Origin of the sequence: Leptospira jelokensis, from assembly GCF_004769635.1 — a bacterium.
GTDB classification, from domain to species: Bacteria; Spirochaetota; Leptospiria; order Leptospirales; family Leptospiraceae; genus Leptospira_A; species Leptospira_A jelokensis.
Map to the genome: position 1 here is coordinate 113411 of NZ_RQGH01000026.1, position 20782 is coordinate 134192.

A 20782-nucleotide genomic window follows, 5' to 3' on the forward strand; every position below is an offset into this window, starting at 1 on the left:
GGTACCTACCGAACTTCAAAAAAAGACAATGAAACCACTCTCTCTTCTTTGTCTTTGATTTCCAAACGATACTCTCCTTTTTTAGGTTCCCACAGGTATGGACCTTTTGCGTTTGCGAGAAACATATCGTTCAAATAATACGAATAGGAAACATCATAAGAACTAATTGTAAAGAGGATTTTTTGTCGGCCACTTGGGATATCCGGATCCACTGCAAAAATACTTCCACTCACAGGTGTCAAAATTCTAAATGATTTTGTTTTTTCTATCTCGTTTGGATTAGACGAAGATTTTTCCTCATTTGATTTGTTTTCTTCTGTCCATATTGCTTCCGACGGAGATTGTAATTTGGAACCCAATGATTCGTGTAATAGGTCCATCGTCTCTCGCCAAACAGGTGCGGCACCGGTGATCCCTGAAACATCTAACATCGGTGCACCTGTGGGATTGCCAACCCATACTCCTACTGTATAATGTTCTGAATAACCGATACACCAATTGTCACGCATATCTTGACTTGTACCTGTTTTAACAGAGGTATAATACGATGTTGATAAAAAATTATCCCAACCAAAACCAAGAGATCTTGCTTCTCGGTCAGAAAGGATATCGGAGATCATATAACTCACTTGGGGTGAAAATATTGGTTTTGCAATTCTAACATTAGACTCCTGTACCCAATTCACCGGAGAATACGTTCCACCGTTTGCAAATACACGGTACGCATTGGTAAGTTCTAATAAACTAATGTCAGCTGCACCCAAAGCAAGTGAAGGTCCATAGTATTCAGGATATTGTAATCCTTGGATTCCAAGGTCTTCCAATAATGAAACAAACTCATTCACATCTAAATATGACAAAGCACGAATTGCTGGAATATTAAGAGACGATGCCAAACTTTCTCTCACCGTAACATTCCCTTTGTAAGATTTATCATAATTGAGAGGCCTATAAATACCCTGGTACACGGAAATCCCGATGGGTGAATCGGATAAGATGGAATTTGGTGTTAATTTTTTCTTTTGAAAGTTTAAAGCATATACAAAAGGTTTCAGAGTAGAACCTACTTGTCGTTTGGTGCGAATTAAATCCAAATGCGAAACAGAACTTTCTTTTCCAATATTAGAAACATAAACCAAAACATTTCCTGTTTTGTTTTCTAAAACAATCACAGCTCCATCTTTAACATTTCGATTTTCTAAAGTTTTGATATTTCTAATTAAAATTTCTTCTACTTTCTTTTGGTAAAAAAAGGATAAAGTAGTTTCAATTTTGTCGGAACTTTTTTCCAAGGAAGGCATCCATCCTAAAATGGATTTCGCAAATTGAGGGACAAAAGATGGATACTGTACATAATCTGTGTTACGAAATAACGATTCCCTTACAAATCTTGAGACATCTTCACAATCAGAGTTACCACCATCTCTTTCCCATTTAAGGGCACACACGCGTTTGGCAATCGTTTCAATGGGACTTTGAGGAGATCGAATGAGTGCGGCAAGTAAGTAGGATTCGTTTGGTGTGAGTGCACTCACTGACTTTCGGAAAAGTCCATTTGCAGCAGCGGATATCCCTTTTAATTCTCCACGAAAATAAATCAAATTTACATAAGCGGTGAAAATTTCTTCCTTGGTCCAAAATGATTCCAGTTCCCTTGCCCGATTGATTTGTTTTATTTTTTGAAAGATCGACTTACGTTTGTTCGGACTTGGTTGCAACTCGGGGTCTAAAATCGTGGCTAGTTGCATGGAAATTGTAGATGCTCCGCGAAGGGAAGACCCTTTAAGACTTGTCCAAAACGATGCGATGATGGCGTTCCCATCCACACCATTGTGTTGGAAAAACCGTTTGTCTTCAGCGTGTAAAATCGAATCTACTAAATACTTTGGAAATTCTTGGTATTCAACCCAATCTTCAGATCGATAGTCTTTACGTATGCGCAAACGTTGGATGAGTTCTCCCTTCCGATCATAAAATCGAATGTCGGAAGGTTGGTAATTGGATTTTACTTCCGTATAAGTAGGGAAGGCAAATAACGTTGTTGTGAAAAAGAATAAATAAAAAATCGAAACAATAATAATGAATTTTTGAAAATTAAAAAAATTTAAATTAAGAAAAACATACGAAAGAGAAACATCAATCTTCCAATGTTTGATTTGTTTCATAACCTGTTTCAATGATGAGATGGCTTCCATACTCTCTGATTTTATAGGGAACATTTACCCAGATATTTTGCACAGTTTGATGTTCGGGGATTTGACATAGTATTAAATAAGGTTTTCCAGTGGATAAACAAAACTGATACAATTCTTCCAACATCGTTTGCATACGAGCTGGTGTTACTGACCAATAGGTATACGGTGGATCTAAATAAAAAATATAAGCAGTTTCGTCACCTATCTCCCATTTTAATACATGTTTTGTGGCATCTTTCCGAAATAATTGCACATTACGCAACCCACGAAACAAATTATGTAAATTCCGAAATCTAGTTTGATCGAGTTCATAAGTGAGCAGTCGTTTTACGGACAAACTGTACGCTTCGGCAGAGATCTGACCACTCCCTGCAAAATAGTCACAAAACAAAATCGAATCGAAACTCAGTCCCCAAGAGAGTAAACGAGAATCCATTAGAGAAAAAATGGCTTTTTTCACCAAACTGTTGGTAAAATTTAAATGACCAGAAACATCGGGAGGTGTCGGGATTTCTTTTCCTTTCCACTTCCCCTGTGAGATGCGCAAACCCTTCATTTATTTGGTTACCGTTTTCATTTCTTCTAATTGGGAGAGAATTTGTTTGGAGGGTGAATTGGATTCAATTTCCGAAAAAATCTTTTTTGCTTCCGAATCATTTTTTAAGTCCAAAAGGCCAAAACCATACAATAATAAGGCATCATTGTACTTAGGACTTTGTTTTCCCGATTTTTGGAATTCTTTTCCCCATTCAACAAGTAAGTCTGATTCTCCAAATACGAGAGCCCGTTCCATAAACAAATAGATAGCGTTCCAATAATGCACTGAGTAACGAAAGTTAGGTGAAACTTCTTTCCCTACTCGTAGTTTTAGATTTGACCAATTTTCTTCCGTGGAAACATACAGAAAAAAAATCCGAGGATCCTTTTCAGGTTCGCGTCCATTGAGATACTGGAGCGATTGTTTAGAAACAAGAGAATAGTTCCCTTTTTTAAATTCTGTATACAAGAGCGAAAATCCAGAGGATTCGCTCCAAAGTAATGTTGGGACGAATAAAAAACAAAAAAAAGATTGGGATAAGGTCAAATTATAGTTCGGTAATGTTGGATGATCCACACATCGGGCAAATTAACTCCCAAGAATCGAGGTATTCATCCTCACCTTCTGCTTCCCAACGATGGTCACAGTCTTCACAAGCATATGTTACGACGTCTTCGTTTAGGCTCTCTGCGTCGAATTCGTCATCATCTAAAAAGTCATCTTCCATACCCTTCTCACTAAATCACAAAGAAAAAGCCGTGTCAAGTGGGGAGGGCAAAAAAAAATGGGATCAAACGATGGCGATTTACTCTCGGTACGAACCACATAGAAAGAAGAAATCAAAGGCACCGCTATTTTTATTGGTTTTAGCGCTTGGCCTCTCCGCTTTAGGGTTTACCTATAGAAAAGAAATTTATTTTCTTTTTGCAAAAGACCAAAGCGTTCGAGCAGAAAAGACCAAAGAAAAAACGATTGAGCTTTGGAAATCGGGAAACCTCAAAGAGAAGGAAATCGAAGATTTCCAATCGATTGCGATCACCTATTCAGAAAAAGACCCAACGGATCCCGTTGCCTTCCACTTAATTGCCCGTAGCTTGTTTTGGAATTTGAACCGTCTTGGGATCCAATTTGACCATGATAGTTTGATTTTACATTTAGGATCACCTTTCCGAGAATTTATCGGAAGTTCCGTTTTGGCCGAATCCACTTTGGATTCCATTTTTTGGAACGCAAGGACAGCTGAATCCTATTCCTCCTCACCTTTTGCCGATTGGGAAAACAATTTAGTATTATTGTTTTTAGGGGAAACCCATCGCGGTGTCAAACGCCCACAAGTTTTGATTCAGGAGTATGGCAACATTGATAGATCCAAACTTTCATTGGAACTGCAATCAGTTTACATTTGGTTACTAACCTTCAATACGATGTTAGCTGGTGATGCCACTGGCCTGGATAAATTGATCACCATTACAAAAGATCCAAATTACAAATTAGGCATCCAATTTACACCCAGAGAAGAAAATTTTTTGCGGGGCCTTGGAAAGTATTACAAAAAGGATTATGTGGGAGCTTTGTCTCTATTGAGACAAGCCAAAACAACAAACCCCGATACGATCACAGAAACATCAATCATTACAGAAGCGACCATCTTTCATTTGCAAAACCTTTCTCAAAAAGGAATCGATCTTTTAGAAGAGTATTATACCACCACGGGGAAAAAAAATCCTGAGATCCCGAATTTGGTATCAAAGTTTATGAAAGAAAAACCAGGTCTTAAAACAAAATTGGATTTATCTTTGGACAAAAAAGAATGAAATCCAATCTTTCCATTTTTAAAAATTTAAATAACATCCTAATGAAGATTATGCCATTCAAATCGATACCATACCAAAGTAAAATTCAAACCTCCTTTTTATTTATGACAATCAGTTATGGAATGTTTGGTTGCGGACTGTTTTATAAAGGTGTCCCAAAACCGGGTGAGTTTTGTTATGTATTGGCTAAACCTCCAGAATGTTTGTATGTAGACTTCGAAAACAAAATCTTAAATTGGGAAGGCGTAGAATATCCATTAGATGAAAAACTTCGTATGGATTATTTCTTTCATAAAAACGAAGATTTGTATGAATTAACAGTTGCGACTGTCAATCGGGTCGAAATCAAAAACCTCTCTACATCTAACTTCAATCAGTTTTACATGAGAAAAAAAGATAAGTTCCAAGAAGTCCCAAAAGGAAGTTCTAAATATGAAACAAAACATTGAAGAAATCCAAAAGGAAATCATTGCGGAGTTTTCCGAACTCAGTGATTGGGAAGAGAAGTTTCAATATTTGATCGAGTTAGGTGAAGGATTACCATCGTTCCCAGATGAAAAACGAACAGATGAATATTTAGTACCAGGTTGCCAATCTAAAGTTTGGGTCGCACCAAAACTCACAGCAGGAAAATTAGAATTTGATGCTGACAGTGACACAGCACTTACCAAAGGTCTTATCGCGATTCTCATACGCGTATTTTCGGGACAAAGTCCAGAAGATATAGCAAATGCCTCCTTACGTTTTATTGAAGAAGTAGGTCTTTCAAAGTTTTTATCCATCTCCAGACGGAATGGACTCTTTTCTATGGTACAAAAACTAAAGGGTTATGCAGAAAAAGTATAATCTTTCACTTTTTTCCTTTGCAAACTGATTTTATCTGCTTAGAATTCTCTTTCGAATCATCTTTGGGAATTCTATGAAACAAATTCTAATCTTCATCTTTGTTCTTTTTACAATCCAATGTGGAAAAGATTTATCTCCCTTTGGTGGAGAAGTCACTGTACAAGTTTTACCAAAACGATTAAAACCTGAATGGCCAAATCCAAACTGGAAGATTGTCACTCCAGAATCTGTAGGTGTGTCTTCCACAAAACTCAAATTAGTTGAGGAGTATGCCTTCACACGTACCGGTGATGAGACAGACCGCAAAGGCAGAAGGACAGATGCACTTGTCATCTTACGGAATGGCAAACTCATTTATGAAAAATATGCACGTAATTTTAATGAAGAGAAAGTCCACCTAACATGGTCAGTTACCAAAAGTGTATTACAAACCATGTATGGAATCGCTGTCAAACAAGGGCTTATCAAATTAGATGACCCAGGGTATTATCATTACGAGCCACTCAGCCGAGATGAATCCCACAAAAAAATCACAATCCGTCATTTATTGAATATGTCCTCAGGACTTGCCGCAGAGGAAGGTTATGAAAGTGGTCCCTTAAAATCATCTGTCATCGCCATGTTGTATACAAGAGGAAGATCGGATATGGGCAATTTTTGTGCAAACCTACCTTTACGTGCAGAACCCGGCACGCAAGTGTACTACTCAAGTTGTGATACCAATATCCTTTCCGCAATTCTAAAAAAAGTGTATGGCAAAGAGGAATACGACAAACTCCCTTTCGAGAAAATCTTCCAACCATTAGGAATTTCGAATGTTACGTTTGAACGTGATGGATCGGGTACTTATGTAGGTTCTTCTTATCTCTATCTCACAGCAAGAGACCTTGCCAAAATAGGTTATTTGTATTTAAACGATGGAGTTTGGAATGGGGAACGTTTATTGCCAGAAGGATGGGTGAATTTCACTAGAACCCCTGCTCCTGGTTACAAAACCACTCCCTACTCAGAAGATTTATCCCAGGACAATTATACTGCCCATTGGTATGCAAACACAGGGGTACCCGATCGAGGGATCCATGAACCTTGGCCGGATGCACCGAAAGACACGTTCGCTGCTCTTGGGCATTGGGGGCAAATGATGTATGTGATTCCAAGCCTAGACCTCATCATTGTTCGGTTTGGTGATGATCGAGAAAAGGCCTTTATTAAAAATGATTTTTTAAAATTAATTAAGGAATCGGTAATTCGGTAATCTTATGAAACGTAAAATCTCAGTGACCTTATCCTTATTATTTTTACTACTTTTGTTTTGGGCACAGTGGAATTGGAAACACCTCTCCAGTTTTCCTTCCATCATCTCCAGTTTTTATTCCAAAGAGTATTGCAGTTGTTACTTTGTGATGGAGTTATCGGAAGAACAGTGCCATGATTTTGCAAGGCAATGGGTTCCCATTAGCGAATTCAAATTGGACAAAGAAAATACTTCTGTTACCGTAAAGGGGCTTGGTAAAACCAATACTGCAAAATTCCAATCAAAGGAATATGGTTGTACCCTTTTAAACGAGGGAACAAACTAATACTCTAACGATAGTATCGCATTCCCGGAAAAATAAAATTGATGCCAAAGATAAGACCTTTGGCTTTTACTTCTTCGGGGACAGGACCAAAATTTTGCCCGCGAATTGAATCCATACATGCTTGGTCAACAACCACCTGGCCTTGAGAAGAAACCAAACGAACATCCAAAACTTGTCCTTGTTCACTTAACATAAATAAAACTTTGGTTTCCCCTTCTTTGATCCCTTCCCTTGCCACAACACCCGCCATATCTCGGTATGCAAAGTTTCCTCCACCAGGTGGGGCAAAGGATTCCTCAATTCGTTTTAACATGTTTTTGAAATAATAATAACCTGCGAGTTGTTTGGTGGGAATCGTTAATGCTTTTGCTCCATCCCAACGGAACAAAAAGTCTTGTTGGAAACGATAATTAAAGGGAATTTTAGTCATCTGACCAGAACTTGCTGATTGGTTAGGACTTTCCTCTGCATTGGAATTGGATTTTGGATCTGCTTTAAAAATTCCAAATTCAAAAATATCATCTTCTTTCGTTTGTTCCGACTTGGGTTGTGCCTTACTTGGTGTGGAAGCAGAATTTCCCATCACAAATTCACGGAACTTGGTTAGGGTATGAAAACCTTGTTTTTCTGTAACACCACCACCGCCCGCCGAATCTTTGTTAGATAGAGCTTTGTATTCATCTTTTTTGTCTGGATTGATGAACTGTTGTTCGACGAGGACCTCGTAAATTTTTTCTTGTTCTTTGGGACCAAGGGTTTCGGTCGCTTGTTCCTCTGCCCACATCTTCCATAACATATTACGAGTGATGAGGTGAGCTAAAAAAAATGAGGCAATTAAAATGACAAAGGTGAAGGCGAAAAAAAGACGTTTTTCCCCTTCTTCTTTTTCGGGTAATCGGAAATCAAAAGAGAGTGGGGCCATTTTCACGATTTTCTCCCGTATTTCCAGTATACGGAAGTCCCAAATGTTCGTAAGCTTTTTTCGTAGCCACCCGGCCTTGAGGAGTGCGGTCAATGAGGCCCACGCGCACAAGGAATGGCTCGTAGGTGTCTTCTATGGTGCGTTCCTCTTCACCCAGCACAACCGCAATGGGTTTGATGCCCACAGGCCCCCCACCGTAACGCGAGATGAGGATGTCCAAAATTTGGCGGTCAACGGCATCGAGCCCCAAATGGTCCACGCCCATACGGTCAAATGCATACCGACAGGTTTTGAGACTAACAGAAGTTTCGTTTTTCACCTCCGCAAAGTCTCGCACACGTTTGAGTAAGTGGTTCGCAATCCTTGGGGTTTTACGGCTTCGTTTGCCAACTTCCATGGCAACCCCTTCCCCCAAATCCACACCTAAGAGTTTGGCAGATCGTTCGACGATGATTTGCATCTCTTCATCGGTGTAAAAATCAAGTTTGAGGTGGATGCCAAATCGGGACTTTAGAGGGTCACTCACAAGCCCCGACCTTGTGGTGGCCCCAACCAATGTGAAAGGTTGGAGTTGGATTTGCAGTGCGTTTGCTGTGACACCTTCCCCCACAACAAGATCCACAAAAAAGTTTTCCATAGCCGGGTATAAAAGTTCTTCCTGTTTTTTGATGAATCCGTGGATTTCATCGATAAAGAGGACTTCGTTGGTTTTGAGTAAGGTGAGAAACCTTACCAAATCGGCTCCCTTCGAAATCGCTGGAGCTGATGTGGGCGTAAACGCAACGGCTAGTTCGTTTGCAATGATATTGGCAAGAGTTGTTTTCCCAAGTCCAGGTGGGCCTGAGATGAGCACATGGTCAAGAGGGCTTTTTCGTTTGCGTGCCGCCTCCACATAGACCGAGAGATTGGCCAATACCTCTTTTTGTCCAATGAACTCAGACAATTTTGTGGGGCGAAGGTTTGGTTCTTCTTCGCCCGCTTGCATCCAATCTTCTCGTAAACTCACCTCAATTGGGTTTCTTCTCTGGAGTGATGGACGTCAAGATTTCATTTTTATTTCGGATGATTTTTAACTCAATGCGTTTGCCAATTTTGGAATTCACAATGATCCCAATGAGTTCATCAGGGGTTCGGACTGGTTTCCCTTCCACTTCTATGATGACATCCATCTCCTGCAAACCTGCTTTGTCTGCAGGAGAACCTTTCACGATTTGGTGGATGATGGCACCTTGTTTGCTTTTCAATCCAAATTGTGCCAAATCTCGTTCGGTGATGTGATCCACTTTTGCTCCAATCCAAGCCCGAGCCACTGATCCATTTACCTTTAACTCTTCCACCACTCTGCGAGCTTCGTTGATGGGAATGGCAAATCCAATTCCATCAGAACCACCGGATTGGCTCACGATCATTCGGTTGATCCCTATCACTTCCCCACGAATGTTGAGGAGTGGCCCTCCACTATTCCCTTGGTTGATGGCTGCATCGGTTTGGATGTAGGCAAGACCGGACCGGTCAAGCCCTCCCCTTTGGATGGCAGAGACAACTCCGACAGTAAAGGATTGTTCGAGCCCAAGGGGAGCTCCAATGGCAATGGCCCAGTTCCCAACTCTCACTTTACTCGAATCACCAATCAAACTGGGAACAAGGGTCCCTTTGGGTGCACTGATCTTTAACAAGGCAATATCGGCAATGGGATCCGAACCAATGAGTTTTGCACTGTATTCACTTTTGTTTTTCAACTTTACGGTAAACTTATCCATGTTTTCCACCACATGGTGGTTTGTCATGATGTAGCCATCGTCGTTTAAGACAATGCCAGAACCCAAACCAGATAACCTTTGTTGGCGAGATCCTTTTCTCTGGTTTTGGGGTGGTCCAAAAAAATATTCAAATGGATGTAACGGAACATTCACAGTCCCTTCTGTTGCAATCGAAACCACACTTGGGGAAACTTTATCAAACACTTCTTGGAACGCATCTTCCAGGGCGACAGCTTGGGTCTGCGCAGGGGATAACTTATCTCCACCATCAGCTTTCAATTGTAATGGGTTTTCTGATGAATTTCCGCATGTGAGGATGGGGGACAAAAAAGTCCCCAATAATAAAAAACTAAACGCAACGGCAATGTATCGTAAAGGATTCGTTTTTTTCTCAGTCATAGACAATGAACACTTTCTCCTATAGTATGAGACCCGAGAAACGGGGGGAAAGTTCCCATTTCTTGGAATCGTTTTTTTACAAAAAAACTTGAACAATTTGTAACTAGCAAAACAAGTCTTAGTATGGCAAGTAAGGTTTTGGTTCCCCTCTGTCCTGGATTTGAAGAAATGGAAGCGATCATCTTAATTGATGTCCTTCGCCGTGGCAAAGTAGAAGTTGTTTCTGCGAGCAAATCAAAAGAACCAATCATCGCTTCACGAAATACCATCCATTTGGCAGACAAAACTTTTTCTGAAGTGAACGCAAAAGATTTTGATGCCATAATTTTACCTGGTGGAATGAATGGCACAAAAAATCTCATGGCAGATGGTGAAATCCATTCTCTTCTAGATGCATTCCATACGTCTCAAAAACACATTGCTGCGATCTGTGCCGCTCCGGCTGTTTTACGAAAATTAAAAATCATTTCAAAAGAGGATCCTTACACGGCATTTCCTTCAACAGATGATTTGGCAAAAGGAGAAGGTGGAAAGTATACAGGGAAACGAATCGAATCGCATAACCATGTGCATACGAGTATTGGCCCGGGATCGGCCTTTGAATTTGCTTTGTATCTATTAGAATTATTCGAAGGGAAAACGGTGATGGAAACTGTGAAACAAGGACTACAACTCCCTCATTCCGATTGAGAATTCCTTTCATTGATGAGCGACTGCACTGCCATCGCTTCTGTTTCAAACACTTCTAAGTGGCTTTCCATCCCTGTCATTTTGAAAACTTTAGCAACTGATCCATGAACACTGCAAACTTTCAAATTTCCATGGTATTTTTTAAGTTTGTACATGGCAGTCACGAGGGTTCCAATCCCAGAGCTATCCATAAAGGGAACCTTTTCTAAATTCACCACGATTTCATATTGGTGTTTGCGCATTTTCTCATCTAAAATATCTTTCAATTCTTTTGCGTTGTACAAGTCGACTTCACCTTCAATGGTGATAACGACTACTTGATGAGATGACGTTTCGTGGATGACCATTTGATTTACGTTTGCACCTTAAATGGAAATGAAAAGGAAAAAAATTACATCCGAAAGACACCAAACGGTTTTCTTTCTTCTTTTCGACGACTTAAAATCGACAATGCCCTTCCTAATACATTCCTTGTATCGGCAGGATCAATGATTCCATCATCCCAAAGTCGTGCAGAGCTGTAAACGGCAGATGATTTTTTTTCATAATCTTCCAAGATTGGTTTTTTGAATGTGGTTTCTTCCTCAAGGAGAATTTTTTCCCCTGCGGCTTCCTTTTGGTCCTTTTTCACAGTCCACAATACATTGGCTGCTTGTTCCCCACCCATCACTGAAATCCGTGCATTGGGCCACATCCATAAAAATTCTGGAGCAAAGGCACGCCCACACATTCCATAATTCCCTGCTCCATACGATCCACCTGTAACAATTGTTAACTTAGGAACAGTAGTGGTAGAGACTGCGTTCACCATCTTGGCTCCATCACGTGCAATTCCATTGTTTTCGTATTTTTTCCCTACCATAAACCCTGTGATGTTTTGTAGGAAAAGTAGAGGGATCCTTCTTTGGTCACAAAGTTCGATGAAGTGTGATGCCTTGAGAGCCGACTCAGAAAATAGAACACCATGATTTGCGATGATCCCCACAGGGTATCCGTATATTTCGGCAAAACCAGTGACTATGGTAGTTGCATATAGCTTTTTAAATTCATGAAAACGTGACCCGTCCACTAGCCTTGCGATGATTTCTCTTGGATCATAAGATTTACGGGAGTCTCTTTCGATGATTCCATAAATTTCTTCGGCTGGGTACAAAGGTTCTTCTGTTTCTCTGGCAGAAGTATTTGTTTTGCCATTTAAATTTTTGACGATAGAACGAGTGATTTCCAAAGCATGGAAATCATCTTCAGCATAGTGATCAGTAACGCCTGATATACGGCAGTGGACATCAGCTCCACCCAATTCTTCACCCGTTACCACCTCTCCTGTTGCCGCTTTGACAAGGGGAGGACCACCTAAAAAGATTGTACCATTTCCCTTTACAATCACGGATTCGTCGGACATGGCAGGGATATAAGCACCGCCAGCCGTACAAGACCCCATAACAACCGCTATTTGAGAGATGCCCTTCGCACTCATCCTTGCTTGGTTAAAAAAGATCCTTCCAAAATGATCTTTGTCTGGAAACACTTCATCTTGCATCGGTAAAAATGCACCACCTGAATCCACTAAGTAGATACAAGGTAAAAAATTGTTTTCTGCAATTTCCTGGGCACGTATGTGTTTTTTGACAGTAAGTGGGTAATACGTTCCCCCTTTGACTGTTGCATCATTGGCAACAATCATACAGTCTATCCCTTCCACCTTTCCTATGCCTGTGATGATTCCAGCTGAAGGTACAGGGTCTGGGTATACTGCTTCTGCAGCAAGCCCGCAGATTTCCATAAATTCTGTGTTTGCATCAATGAGCTCTGCGATCCTTTCACGTGCAGTGAGTTTTCCTCTAGCTTTGTGTTTTTCCAAAGCTTTTTTTCCACCACCTAACTTCACTTGTTCGATTGTCTTACGAATTGGAACCAGGGTTTCCAAATATGTCGTCCGATTGGCTATAAAATCCGATGACAGGGGATTCACTTTAGAGATCAGTCGTTCCATATCATTCCTTGTTTTGTTTGTTAAAGTGGAAGGTTTTTGTTTTTTTATGAGAAAAACTATCTACAAAATAATGGAGTTTTTCGTAAACAACGGTAGGGCATTCTTCCATCGCCAAGTGTTTACAAGGTAAAAAAATCAAACTACTTGTACGAAGTGTTTCTTTCATGTACTCAGTTTGTTTTGGAGAGATACGGTAGTCCTCTTCCCCAATGTAAATTTGTCTGAGGCCAACAAAATTTTTTGCGCCTTCTTCAATCTCTCTTAACGCATGTGTAGAACGGTCGACATTCCGAACAAACTCCAAGGTATTTTTTCGATTTTTACCTTCGAATAACAAGTGATACATGGTTCTCTCCCATTCACTTGTGAAATGATGTGTTTTTTTCACCAAAAACCATTTATAAAAAAATGAAAGGATCGGTGGCCTAAACAAATAGGAAAACATCTCACCAATCAGTGGTAAACGTAAGAAATGTAAGGGAAAATAAAATCCAAATTTTGGTAAGTTCATAAACCCACCTAAAATCGACAGAGATTTAAATTGGTTTGCATGTTCTTTGCAAGCAAAACACAAAATCGGTAAGGCATAATCATAAGCGACAACGTGGACTTTTTTATCACCTACTACTTTTTCCAAAAACGGGGAAAGGTAATGAGCTTGAAGTCTATGAGACAAAGGACCATCAGGCCGACTACTGAAACCCATTCCCAAAAAATCTAATGCAATCACACGGTAATGAGTGGATAATAATTCTACCAGTTTACGATAGTTATAGGAAGTAGTTAAAAAACCAGGTAACAAAAGAATAATTTCATCACCCTTCCCTTCATCTAAATAAAAAAAACTAAGCCCATCAATTTCGACTGACTTTCCGGAATTGATATGTGCCTGTAAACTAGGTGTCATGTTTCACTCCGTAACCTTTCCATATAATTTTCGAAGGTAGAGGTCTTCAAATTCAAATAAATTCATACTACGACGAGCCATGATTTTTTTTGTATCAAACAAAAACTCTTCTAACCGATAACGGCCACCAGGTTTGATCCATGTAAATGCTGGCACATAACCTTGGATTCTGGATTCTACAACATTACTCGCGATATCAAAAACAGTCCCTGTGTTTGCCATCACACCAATCGCTAATTTGGTAAAGGGACCAATGATGGATCCAAATTTAATGGTCCCAGTATTAACGATAGATTCACCTATTTTTAGTTTAACGATTCCATAATTATTTTTAAGATCACTAGTAGTCGACAAAGCTCCTAAATTGACCCAATTGGAAACAAAGCTATGGCCCAAAAAACCTTCATGGTGTTTGTTGGTGAAATCTAAAATGATAGAATTTTCTACTTCACCGCCAATGCGACATTGGTTTCCAATCAGAGTTCCACCTGTGATGCGAGCATTGTCAATCTGGCTATTTTTTCCGATAAATAACGGGCCTTCCAAAAAGCTAAAGGAAGAAATTTTCACACCATCTTCCACAAGGATGGGACCATGTGTGGTATCAAAAACAACACCTGGATACACTGTCGCACCAGGATGGATGTATAAATGTTTGTCTTTTCCAACGATATGGAATCCAGATTGTTTTGCTTTGTACTTTTGACGGAACCGTTTCCATTCTTTTTCAACATTGAGAGTGTCTTCGATGATGGAAGTAACTGTTCCTAATAATTCCCAAGGCAAAAAGGAATCAGAACTATAAATGGAATCATAGGATTCTAGTGTTGCTGGAAACACATGAGGATAACGATTAAAAATTAAAGTTTCAAAATCAGGACTTGGGCCTTTGTAAAAGATTTTGGCACCAGGGTACTTCCTTTCCAACTTTTCAAGTAAGGACATACCTCCCAAGTTCCATTCAAAAAAAGAATGGAACCTTGAAAGTGGTTCTAAAGCAGAATTTCGTTTTGAATCATCTAATAGGAGATTCACAAATCACTCCACAGTAACCGATTTTGCTAAATTCCTAGGTTGGTCCACATTGCATCCCCTAAGAATTGCTATGTGGTATGATAATAACTGCAGTGGGATCACTGCCAGTAATGGCACAAGTGCATCTGCCGTTTTTGGAATTTCAAAGGTATAATCTGCCATTCCTTTGATTTCGGTATCACCTTCTGTAACGATTGCGATGACTTTTCCTTTTCTCGCTTTCACTTCCTGGATATTGGAGATCACTTTTTCGTAAGAGCCATCTTTTGTTGCGATGAATACAACAGGCATATCTTCATCAATGAGAGCAATTGGACCATGTTTCATTTCTGCAGCTGGGTATCCTTCCGCATGGATGTAAGAAATTTCTTTTAATTTCAAAGCACCTTCTAATGCGACTGGGAAGTTAAATCCTCGTCCCAAATAAAGGAAGTTAGATGCTCTATAAAAATGTTCAGAAATATTTCTGATTTCTTCATCTTTGGTTAGAATTTTGGCAACTTTGTCGGGGATAGAATCTAATTCTAATAATAATGTTTGGTAGTCAGAAAGAGAAATCGATCCTCTCTTTAATCCTAAATAAAGTGCCATCATTGTTAAAATTGTGACTTGGGAAGTGAATGCTTTTGTTGATGCAACTCCGATCTCAGGACCTGCATGCAAATAGGCACCCGCATGTGAAGCACGTGCAATGGAAGAACCAACCACATTACATACTCCAAAAATCAATGCTCCTTTGGACTTAGCAAGTTCGATGGCAGCAAGTGTATCTGCAGTTTCACCAGACTGAGAAACCGCAATGACAACATCACGTTCGGTCACGATGGGATTACGGTAACGAAATTCAGATGCATATTCCACTTCTGTGGGAATTCGCGCAAGGTCTTCAAACAAATACTCACCAATAAGTCCTGCGTGCCAAGAAGTCCCACATCCAACTAAAATCAATCGATCTGCATTCAAAAATCGATTGAGGTATTGATTGATCCCACTTAAGAACAAATGGTGTTCCCGTGATACCAATCGACCACGCATCGCATCGCGAACAGATTTGGGTTGTTCAAAAATTTCTTTTAACATAAAGTGTGGGTAACCACCTTTCTCTATGTCTTCCAAATCCAATTCTAGTTTTTGAATGAATGGAGTTTTGGTTACGTTTTCTAAATTTTTAACAACAAGACTTCCTTCTTTGATGATGGCCATCTCTTGGTCATTGAGGTAAGTGACATTATTCGTGTATTCAATGATAGGTGTCGCATCTGAAGCAACGAAGTATTCATCTTCACCAATTCCAATTACAAGTGGTGATCCTTTTCTTGCGGCAATCATACTTCTTTCATTGTCTTTTGAAAGTACGACGATCGCATATGCTCCAACCACTTCATTTAAAGCCAAACGTACGGCTTCATCAATTGAACAATTATTTTGCTTTTTAATTTCTTCGATTAAATGGACAAGGACTTCTGAGTCGGTATCAGACTTAAACTTATGGCCACTACTTTCTAATTCTTTTTTGATGGATCCATAATTTTCAATGATCCCATTGTGGATGATTGCGAGACTTCCATCAGAACTAGTATGTGGGTGCGCATTACGATCGTTTGGTTCACCGTGTGTTGCCCAACGAGTGTGCCCAATTCCAAGGCTAGCTTCTAATTTTCGATTGCCAATTTCTGTTTCTAAATCAGCAACCTTGCCCTTTTTTTTAACGATTTCCAATCCACCATTTAACAATGCTACTCCGGCACTATCATAACCACGGTATTCTAATCGTTTGAGTCCTTTGATGATGACGGGGAGAGCTTCTCTCTTACCTAAATATCCTACGATTCCACACATTGTTTTACCCTCTTTAAGGTAGATTCCAAATCAGTTTGGGACTTTGTTTCTGTAATGACACGAAAGATTGGTTCCGTATTCGAAGGGCGTATGTGGATCCAAGAATCAGATACATACATCCACAACCCATCTTTTTCGGAAATGAGTTTCGGAGAAAACTCAGATGTAAATTTTTCATATAAACTTTGTAACGACATACCTTTTGCCAAAGGAAACGATTGTTTGTCCATATATAGGTTTGGCAACTCATCCATCAGTTCATCAATGGACTTTCCAGTTTCTGCCATAACGTTTAGGATATGTGCAATCCCTGAGAGTGTATCCCGTCCAAAAGAAGGGATATTGGGATCAATCACCCCACCATTCCCTTCGCCACCAAACACTGACTTGGTTCTAATCATTTCTTCGACAACGTTTGCTTCACCGACTTTACTGCGGATCACTTCGCAACCAAATCGAGAAGCCACTTCTTCGTTTAAAAAACTAGTAGAAAGGTTAACCACAACCTTTGATTTTTTCTTGGAGTTTGTGAGTACGTTCAAAAGCGCCAAGGGAAGGGTATACTCTTCTGAAATGGCTCCCCGTTTGGGAGTGAATAAAACCAATCTGTCTGCGTCTGGGTCGAGTGCAAAACCAATACTTGCTTTTGATTTTTTAAAACTAGGTTCAACCGTCTTTAAAGCGGCAGCCGTTGGTTCGGGTGGCCTCGGAAAGGTTCCATCCGGATTACAATTGTGTGAGATTACCTTACAGCCTAACATCTGTAAAAACTTTGGAACTACGTATGATCCAGCTCCACCCACTGCATCCACAAAAACAGTAAACTTTTTCTTTTTGATTTTGTTTACATTCACTCGTTTTAAAACTGAAGACAAATGGAGGTCGATATAATCTTCTCCCGAATCGATATAACCTTTTGGAGATACAAGTTCTTTGGTAAAGGATCCTGACTGGAGGATGGATAGAAGTTTTTGGTTTTCTTCGGCAGAAAAGAAAAATCCTTTTTTGGAAATAAATTTAAATGCGTTCCACTCCATCGGATTGTGAGAAGCAGAAATCATAATCCCACCATTTGCTTTTGCCAAATTCACGACTGCCTTTGTTGTGGGAGTCGGAACAAGGCCCAATGTTAAAACGGAAGATCCAGAAGCTAACAAGGCAGAGGTGAGAAGCGATTCTAAATAAGGACCACTTGGTCTTGAGTCCCGACCAACCACAACCGTGCCACCGTTCATCATGGTTGCGAAGGATTTAGAGAAAGCAAGTGCCTCTTCCAATCCAAATCCTTGTGTGATTTTACCCCGAACACCGGAGATGGAAATCATAAGAGAGGACAGATCATACTCTTTAGTAAAATGCATACAATACGATCAAGGCTCTTGGATTCGCACTGTAAGTCTATCTTTTTGCTTTGTGCGAACTGTTTGTGAAAGGGAAATCAGTATAGAATGAAGGCAAACGGTTTGGGCGATGACAGGATTGAACTGCCGACCCGCTGCTTGTAAGGCAGCTGCTCTCCCAGCTGAGCTAATCGCCCGTTGTTATGACCAGTAAACTAGGTGTTCGAATTCTGTAAATGAGAAATAGAAATAAAAAAGGCCACTCGATGGTGGCCTCATTCCTAGGAGTTAAATGCGATTGTTAGGCGGCTTTTGCTTCAATGGAATTGATGCGAAGTGCCATACGGGATTTTTTACGATCTGCATTTTTTTTGTGGATGAGTTTTGTTTTTGCAGCTCGATCCAATTTAGAAGAAAGTTTTGAAAATACGGACAATGCTTCCGTTTTGTCGCCAGATTTGATGGCTTTGATGAGAAGGCGTGCGTAGGTACGTAATTCGCTACGGTCTTCTCCATTTCGCTCTTTTCTACGAGCAGTTCTACGGATGTCTTTTTTAGATGATTTTAAATTAGCCAAGGAATGTCCCCTATGAGGAATTTTTACTTATCTTTTGAGTACCACTCTGCCGGTCAAGGCGAAAGAGAAAAAAATGAGTACCAAATGGCATTCCTTGGACCTCCTCAGGTGGAGGGACTATGTTTTCTGCACTCATTTGGATTGATTCCGAACTCTACAAGATCTTGACCGAGCGCCACCTCGACATCGGCCTTGTGGTGAAAATGGCTATTTTGTCTCTCAAATTGGAAGGATTAGAAGTAGGACACTACCCGCAAGGGGAGCTCGGCCACTATGAACGATTGGAACTCTCACGGTATGATTTTTTTACCTTAAGCCTCATTTCTCGGGAGAAGGAAGTTGACCCGAACGTATTACTCTCATATGCTTTCACAGAAGCTTTATTGGAAATTTTGCGACTGTGACTCCTGAAAAATCAAAATACCATTACATTAAAATTGATTCGATCACAGACATCGATCCACAAAAACTTTCCATTTCCCAGATCCAACAACGTTATATTGATAAAGATAACAATCGTTACGCCTTACGTTTCAATAAAGAAATCCGAAGGATCGAAATATTAAAACTCATGGGGAACCATTTTGAGGTCCTGCCCCTCCATCCAGTTTCCCAGACAAAAGAAACGAAGACCACAACGGAACCAAATCCTGAAACCAAACCGACTGCTACGCCACCACCAATCATCTCAGAAGACCTGAGGGCCAATCCCATTTTAGGGAAATTGATTTCTACACCTGATCCGAAACTCACCGCGCCTGAAAAAGGAACCAAACCTTTGGAAATCTCCAAAGAAAAACTGACCCCATTGTCGGAAGAGAACCTGATGCGAGAAGATGTGGATTTGGATATCTTTGAAGGAGAGGAACCTCCCAAGGCAGAAGAAACCCTTTCCCATGAGGGCCTTCTGAACACACCTGACCCTCATAAACCAGAGGAAGAAGAAGACACTTCAACCATCACAGCAAATATGAGGCTTGAGGAAGGGACAGGGGAAAAAACAGCCCAACAACGCATCGACGATTTTTTAAAGATCATCGCAACCTATCGGGAGCGCATCACTGCCATCATTCGGAACCTACAATCCTCTCGGATTTTTGAACTCACAGGAGATCCTTCCGAAAACAAAAATATTGTGGGAAATTTTTCTAGAGAAATGGAAGCCACAGTTTTTGAAGCCATTGATAAAATGATCGATCTTCATAAAGAAATGACCTCTTACCCTCGTCCAATCACTTATTACATTTCCAAATCACCTGTGGAAAAACGAGAAGAGATGAAGTTAATTGAATCAGACAAAGAAAAATTGAATCATTTACATTTGTTTGAAATGCAAAGGCATACAGATGCTATCATCAAAGACCTCAAAAAGTTAAGTTTGCAGTTATTGAATATATTGAATCTCAAAAATGAAATCCAAGTGAAACAATTGCAATACGCCAACCAATTGATGTTTGTGGATGCAAAAAATGCCTCACTTTATTTTGCACAGGACTTAGATAAAACCATTTTGGAAATTGAACACTGGAAACAATCTAAATGAAAGAATTGTCGGAAGCAGAAACAAAAGCCATATTAGAAAAAATTCGATCGGAATACAAAGAACATGGGAAACTAAATCCCAAAGCATTTGACCAAACAGGGTTTGAGCAGCGTTACATCCAAGTATTAAAACTTCGTGGGAATATCACAAAATTCCTTACCGAAGAAGTGACTTTTTTGGAACAACTCAAATCAAAATTCCAAGAACTTGCTGCCAAAAAAGAAGCAGCAAAAGCCCAAACCTTAAATCGAATTATGGATGAGTCGATTGAAAAGTTAGCCAATTACAAAAAGGTTGACTTCCATCCTTTGGCAAAACTGGAAACTCGATACTTTTATGGTGCCATGTTGGATTTTACAGAAATGGAACTTCCGGTTCTGATTTATATCTTTAAGGGTACACCAGAATATTCCTATTTGCAAGATGCCGTACTACAAGTGGAACGGATTGGGCTCACCCGTCGTGGCCTTCCTTCCATGAAAATGCAAGAATTCATCAAAACTTTGTTAGATGCCAATGGGAATGCCATTGTGATTGAAAAGGCCTCTCAAAATCTATTAAAAGATGGATGTATTGCTCTTAAAAACATCATCGTCGCCGTACAGGATCTAACAGCAAAAAACAGGATCAACCCTGATATGATTGTCCAAGTGAACGAAAAGGAATACCCAAATTCCTTTAATGCTTATAATGGCAAAAAGTTTGGGGAAAGTTTGAATCGGATCACTGAACGCTGCAAACAAATCATACAAGATTTTCGAATGAATGCGTTGATGAATATCGAAGGTTAGTTCAAATATGGCT

General features: G+C 40.0%; 23 protein-coding genes and 1 tRNA gene. 9 read left to right on the forward strand and 15 right to left on the reverse strand.

All coding sequences use genetic code 11. The features are described 5' to 3' along the window. Positions 1–5 precede the first annotated feature (5 nt). The 4 genes from pbpC to EHQ62_RS10465 all read right to left on the reverse strand — a co-directional run bounded on the left by pbpC (position 6) and on the right by EHQ62_RS10465 (position 3460). Positions 6–2165: a penicillin-binding protein 1C gene (gene pbpC / locus EHQ62_RS10450; protein WP_208720664.1), complete on the reverse strand. Its 2160-nt coding sequence runs from the start codon at positions 2163–2165 to the stop codon at positions 6–8. Further along, a complete protein-coding gene (locus EHQ62_RS10455; protein ID WP_135642585.1) occupies positions 2137–2751 on the reverse strand; it encodes an RsmD family RNA methyltransferase in 615 nt (204 codons plus the stop codon). Before EHQ62_RS10455 ends, pbpC begins: the two co-directional genes overlap by 29 nt. Next, on the reverse strand, positions 2752–3201 hold the full coding sequence (locus tag EHQ62_RS10460; protein ID WP_244241737.1) for a hypothetical protein: 450 nt from the start codon (positions 3199–3201) through the stop codon (positions 2752–2754). It abuts the gene before it with no gap. 79 nt (positions 3202–3280) lie between these two features. Further along, positions 3281–3460 carry a hypothetical protein gene (locus EHQ62_RS10465; protein ID WP_015676599.1) on the reverse strand — a complete coding sequence of 60 codons (180 nt, stop codon included), beginning with the start codon at positions 3458–3460 and terminating at the stop codon, positions 3281–3283. A 70-nt stretch (positions 3461–3530) separates the two neighbouring features. Between EHQ62_RS10465 and EHQ62_RS10470 the strand changes: the two genes are divergently transcribed. From EHQ62_RS10470 to EHQ62_RS10490, 5 genes are all read left to right on the forward strand, one after another. Continuing rightward, on the forward strand, positions 3531–4547 hold the full coding sequence (locus tag EHQ62_RS10470) for a hypothetical protein (protein WP_244241738.1): 1017 nt from the start codon (positions 3531–3533) through the stop codon (positions 4545–4547). 104 nt (positions 4548–4651) lie between these two features. Continuing rightward, the gene (locus EHQ62_RS10475; RefSeq protein WP_135643718.1) at positions 4652–4996 is read left to right on the forward strand and encodes an LIC12806 family lipoprotein; all 345 of its coding nucleotides are present in this window, start codon (positions 4652–4654) and stop codon (positions 4994–4996) included. Then, on the forward strand, positions 4980–5393 hold the full coding sequence (locus tag EHQ62_RS10480; protein ID WP_135642591.1) for a SufE family protein: 414 nt from the start codon (positions 4980–4982) through the stop codon (positions 5391–5393). Before EHQ62_RS10475 ends, EHQ62_RS10480 begins: the two co-directional genes overlap by 17 nt. Before the next feature lie 73 nt (positions 5394–5466). Next, a complete protein-coding gene (locus tag EHQ62_RS10485) occupies positions 5467–6648 on the forward strand; it encodes a serine hydrolase domain-containing protein (RefSeq protein WP_135642593.1) in 1182 nt (393 codons plus the stop codon). Between the two features lie 4 nt (positions 6649–6652). Then, the gene (locus EHQ62_RS10490) at positions 6653–6973 is read left to right on the forward strand and encodes a hypothetical protein (RefSeq protein ID WP_135642595.1); all 321 of its coding nucleotides are present in this window, start codon (positions 6653–6655) and stop codon (positions 6971–6973) included. A 4-nt stretch (positions 6974–6977) separates the two neighbouring features. Here EHQ62_RS10490 and EHQ62_RS10495 read toward each other — a convergent pair whose 3' ends face one another. The 3 genes from EHQ62_RS10495 to EHQ62_RS10505 are packed head-to-tail and all read right to left on the reverse strand — an operon-like array spanning position 6978 to position 10054. Then, complete coding sequence (locus EHQ62_RS10495; RefSeq protein WP_135642597.1) at positions 6978–7895, reverse strand: energy transducer TonB; 918 nt, start codon at positions 7893–7895, stop codon at positions 6978–6980. Beyond that, on the reverse strand, positions 7876–8880 hold the full coding sequence (gene ruvB, locus EHQ62_RS10500; protein ID WP_208720686.1) for a Holliday junction branch migration DNA helicase RuvB: 1005 nt from the start codon (positions 8878–8880) through the stop codon (positions 7876–7878). Before ruvB ends, EHQ62_RS10495 begins: the two co-directional genes overlap by 20 nt. A gap of 22 nt (positions 8881–8902) precedes the next feature. After that, positions 8903–10054 carry a S1C family serine protease gene (locus EHQ62_RS10505; RefSeq protein ID WP_208720665.1) on the reverse strand — a complete coding sequence of 384 codons (1152 nt, stop codon included), beginning with the start codon at positions 10052–10054 and terminating at the stop codon, positions 8903–8905. Positions 10055–10177: 123 nt separating this feature from the next. Between EHQ62_RS10505 and EHQ62_RS10510 the strand changes: the two genes are divergently transcribed. Next, positions 10178–10744 carry a DJ-1 family glyoxalase III gene (locus EHQ62_RS10510; RefSeq protein ID WP_135642602.1) on the forward strand — a complete coding sequence of 189 codons (567 nt, stop codon included), beginning with the start codon at positions 10178–10180 and terminating at the stop codon, positions 10742–10744. On the opposite strand, the gene EHQ62_RS10515 is transcribed toward EHQ62_RS10510, so the two are convergent. From EHQ62_RS10515 to rpsT, 8 genes are all read right to left on the reverse strand, one after another. Then, complete coding sequence (locus EHQ62_RS10515) at positions 10732–11091, reverse strand: STAS domain-containing protein (protein WP_135642604.1); 360 nt, start codon at positions 11089–11091, stop codon at positions 10732–10734. The two genes, EHQ62_RS10510 and EHQ62_RS10515, sit on opposite strands and share 13 nt — an antisense overlap. A gap of 44 nt (positions 11092–11135) precedes the next feature. Next, entirely contained in the window at positions 11136–12737 is a 1602-nt protein-coding gene (locus EHQ62_RS10520; protein ID WP_135642606.1) for a carboxyl transferase domain-containing protein, read from the reverse strand. Position 12738: 1 nt separating this feature from the next. Then, positions 12739–13644 (reverse strand): alpha/beta fold hydrolase, encoded by a 906-nt coding sequence (locus EHQ62_RS10525; protein ID WP_135642608.1) that lies wholly within the window; start codon positions 13642–13644, stop codon positions 12739–12741. Positions 13645–13647: 3 nt separating this feature from the next. Continuing rightward, entirely contained in the window at positions 13648–14679 is a 1032-nt protein-coding gene (locus EHQ62_RS10530) for a GlmU family protein (RefSeq protein ID WP_135642610.1), read from the reverse strand. A 3-nt stretch (positions 14680–14682) separates the two neighbouring features. After that, the gene (glmS, locus tag EHQ62_RS10535; protein ID WP_135642612.1) at positions 14683–16518 is read right to left on the reverse strand and encodes a glutamine--fructose-6-phosphate transaminase (isomerizing); all 1836 of its coding nucleotides are present in this window, start codon (positions 16516–16518) and stop codon (positions 14683–14685) included. Next, entirely contained in the window at positions 16503–17879 is a 1377-nt protein-coding gene (gene glmM, locus EHQ62_RS10540) for a phosphoglucosamine mutase (protein ID WP_135642614.1), read from the reverse strand. Before glmM ends, glmS begins: the two co-directional genes overlap by 16 nt. 103 nt (positions 17880–17982) lie before the next feature. Continuing rightward, positions 17983–18055 (reverse strand) — tRNA-Val (locus EHQ62_RS10545). A 104-nt stretch (positions 18056–18159) separates the two neighbouring features. Then, entirely contained in the window at positions 18160–18435 is a 276-nt protein-coding gene (gene rpsT, locus EHQ62_RS10550) for a 30S ribosomal protein S20 (protein ID WP_100715767.1), read from the reverse strand. Between the two features lie 119 nt (positions 18436–18554). Here rpsT and EHQ62_RS10555 point away from each other — a divergent pair, with 119 nt between their 5' ends. The 3 genes from EHQ62_RS10555 to EHQ62_RS10565 are packed head-to-tail and all read left to right on the forward strand — an operon-like array spanning position 18555 to position 20769. Beyond that, a complete protein-coding gene (locus EHQ62_RS10555) occupies positions 18555–18839 on the forward strand; it encodes a hypothetical protein (protein WP_135642616.1) in 285 nt (94 codons plus the stop codon). Beyond that, positions 18836–19978, forward strand: coding sequence for an LIC_10450 family protein (locus tag EHQ62_RS10560; protein ID WP_135642618.1), 1143 nt, complete (start codon positions 18836–18838; stop codon positions 19976–19978). The genes EHQ62_RS10555 and EHQ62_RS10560 overlap by 4 nt, the downstream gene beginning before the upstream one ends. After that, positions 19975–20769 carry a hypothetical protein gene (locus EHQ62_RS10565; RefSeq protein ID WP_135642620.1) on the forward strand — a complete coding sequence of 265 codons (795 nt, stop codon included), beginning with the start codon at positions 19975–19977 and terminating at the stop codon, positions 20767–20769. Before EHQ62_RS10560 ends, EHQ62_RS10565 begins: the two co-directional genes overlap by 4 nt. Positions 20770–20782 lie beyond the last annotated feature (13 nt).

What these genes read in the sequence shown, in the direction of transcription:
- pbpC (WP_208720664.1), bottom strand. Translation starts at nt 2,165, where the DNA reads ATGAAACAAATCAAACATTGGAAGATTGATGTTTCTCTTTCGTATGTT.
- EHQ62_RS10455 (WP_135642585.1), bottom strand. Translation starts at nt 2,751, where the DNA reads ATGAAGGGTTTGCGCATCTCACAGGGGAAGTGGAAAGGAAAAGAAATC.
- EHQ62_RS10465 (WP_015676599.1), bottom strand. Translation starts at nt 3,460, where the DNA reads ATGGAAGATGACTTTTTAGATGATGACGAATTCGACGCAGAGAGCCTA.
- EHQ62_RS10470 (WP_244241738.1), top strand. Translation starts at nt 3,531, where the DNA reads ATGGCGATTTACTCTCGGTACGAACCACATAGAAAGAAGAAATCAAAG.
- EHQ62_RS10475 (WP_135643718.1), top strand. Translation starts at nt 4,652, where the DNA reads ATGACAATCAGTTATGGAATGTTTGGTTGCGGACTGTTTTATAAAGGT.
- EHQ62_RS10480 (WP_135642591.1), top strand. Translation starts at nt 4,980, where the DNA reads ATGAAACAAAACATTGAAGAAATCCAAAAGGAAATCATTGCGGAGTTT.
- EHQ62_RS10485 (WP_135642593.1), top strand. Translation starts at nt 5,467, where the DNA reads ATGAAACAAATTCTAATCTTCATCTTTGTTCTTTTTACAATCCAATGT.
- EHQ62_RS10490 (WP_135642595.1), top strand. Translation starts at nt 6,653, where the DNA reads ATGAAACGTAAAATCTCAGTGACCTTATCCTTATTATTTTTACTACTT.
- EHQ62_RS10495 (WP_135642597.1), bottom strand. Translation starts at nt 7,895, where the DNA reads ATGGCCCCACTCTCTTTTGATTTCCGATTACCCGAAAAAGAAGAAGGG.
- ruvB (WP_208720686.1), bottom strand. Translation starts at nt 8,880, where the DNA reads ATGCAAGCGGGCGAAGAAGAACCAAACCTTCGCCCCACAAAATTGTCT.
- EHQ62_RS10505 (WP_208720665.1), bottom strand. Translation starts at nt 10,054, where the DNA reads ATGACTGAGAAAAAAACGAATCCTTTACGATACATTGCCGTTGCGTTT.
- EHQ62_RS10510 (WP_135642602.1), top strand. Translation starts at nt 10,178, where the DNA reads ATGGCAAGTAAGGTTTTGGTTCCCCTCTGTCCTGGATTTGAAGAAATG.
- EHQ62_RS10515 (WP_135642604.1), bottom strand. Translation starts at nt 11,091, where the DNA reads ATGGTCATCCACGAAACGTCATCTCATCAAGTAGTCGTTATCACCATT.
- EHQ62_RS10520 (WP_135642606.1), bottom strand. Translation starts at nt 12,737, where the DNA reads ATGGAACGACTGATCTCTAAAGTGAATCCCCTGTCATCGGATTTTATA.
- EHQ62_RS10525 (WP_135642608.1), bottom strand. Translation starts at nt 13,644, where the DNA reads ATGACACCTAGTTTACAGGCACATATCAATTCCGGAAAGTCAGTCGAA.
- glmS (WP_135642612.1), bottom strand. Translation starts at nt 16,518, where the DNA reads ATGTGTGGAATCGTAGGATATTTAGGTAAGAGAGAAGCTCTCCCCGTC.
- glmM (WP_135642614.1), bottom strand. Translation starts at nt 17,879, where the DNA reads ATGCATTTTACTAAAGAGTATGATCTGTCCTCTCTTATGATTTCCATC.
- EHQ62_RS10555 (WP_135642616.1), top strand. Translation starts at nt 18,555, where the DNA reads ATGTTTTCTGCACTCATTTGGATTGATTCCGAACTCTACAAGATCTTG.
- EHQ62_RS10565 (WP_135642620.1), top strand. Translation starts at nt 19,975, where the DNA reads ATGAAAGAATTGTCGGAAGCAGAAACAAAAGCCATATTAGAAAAAATT.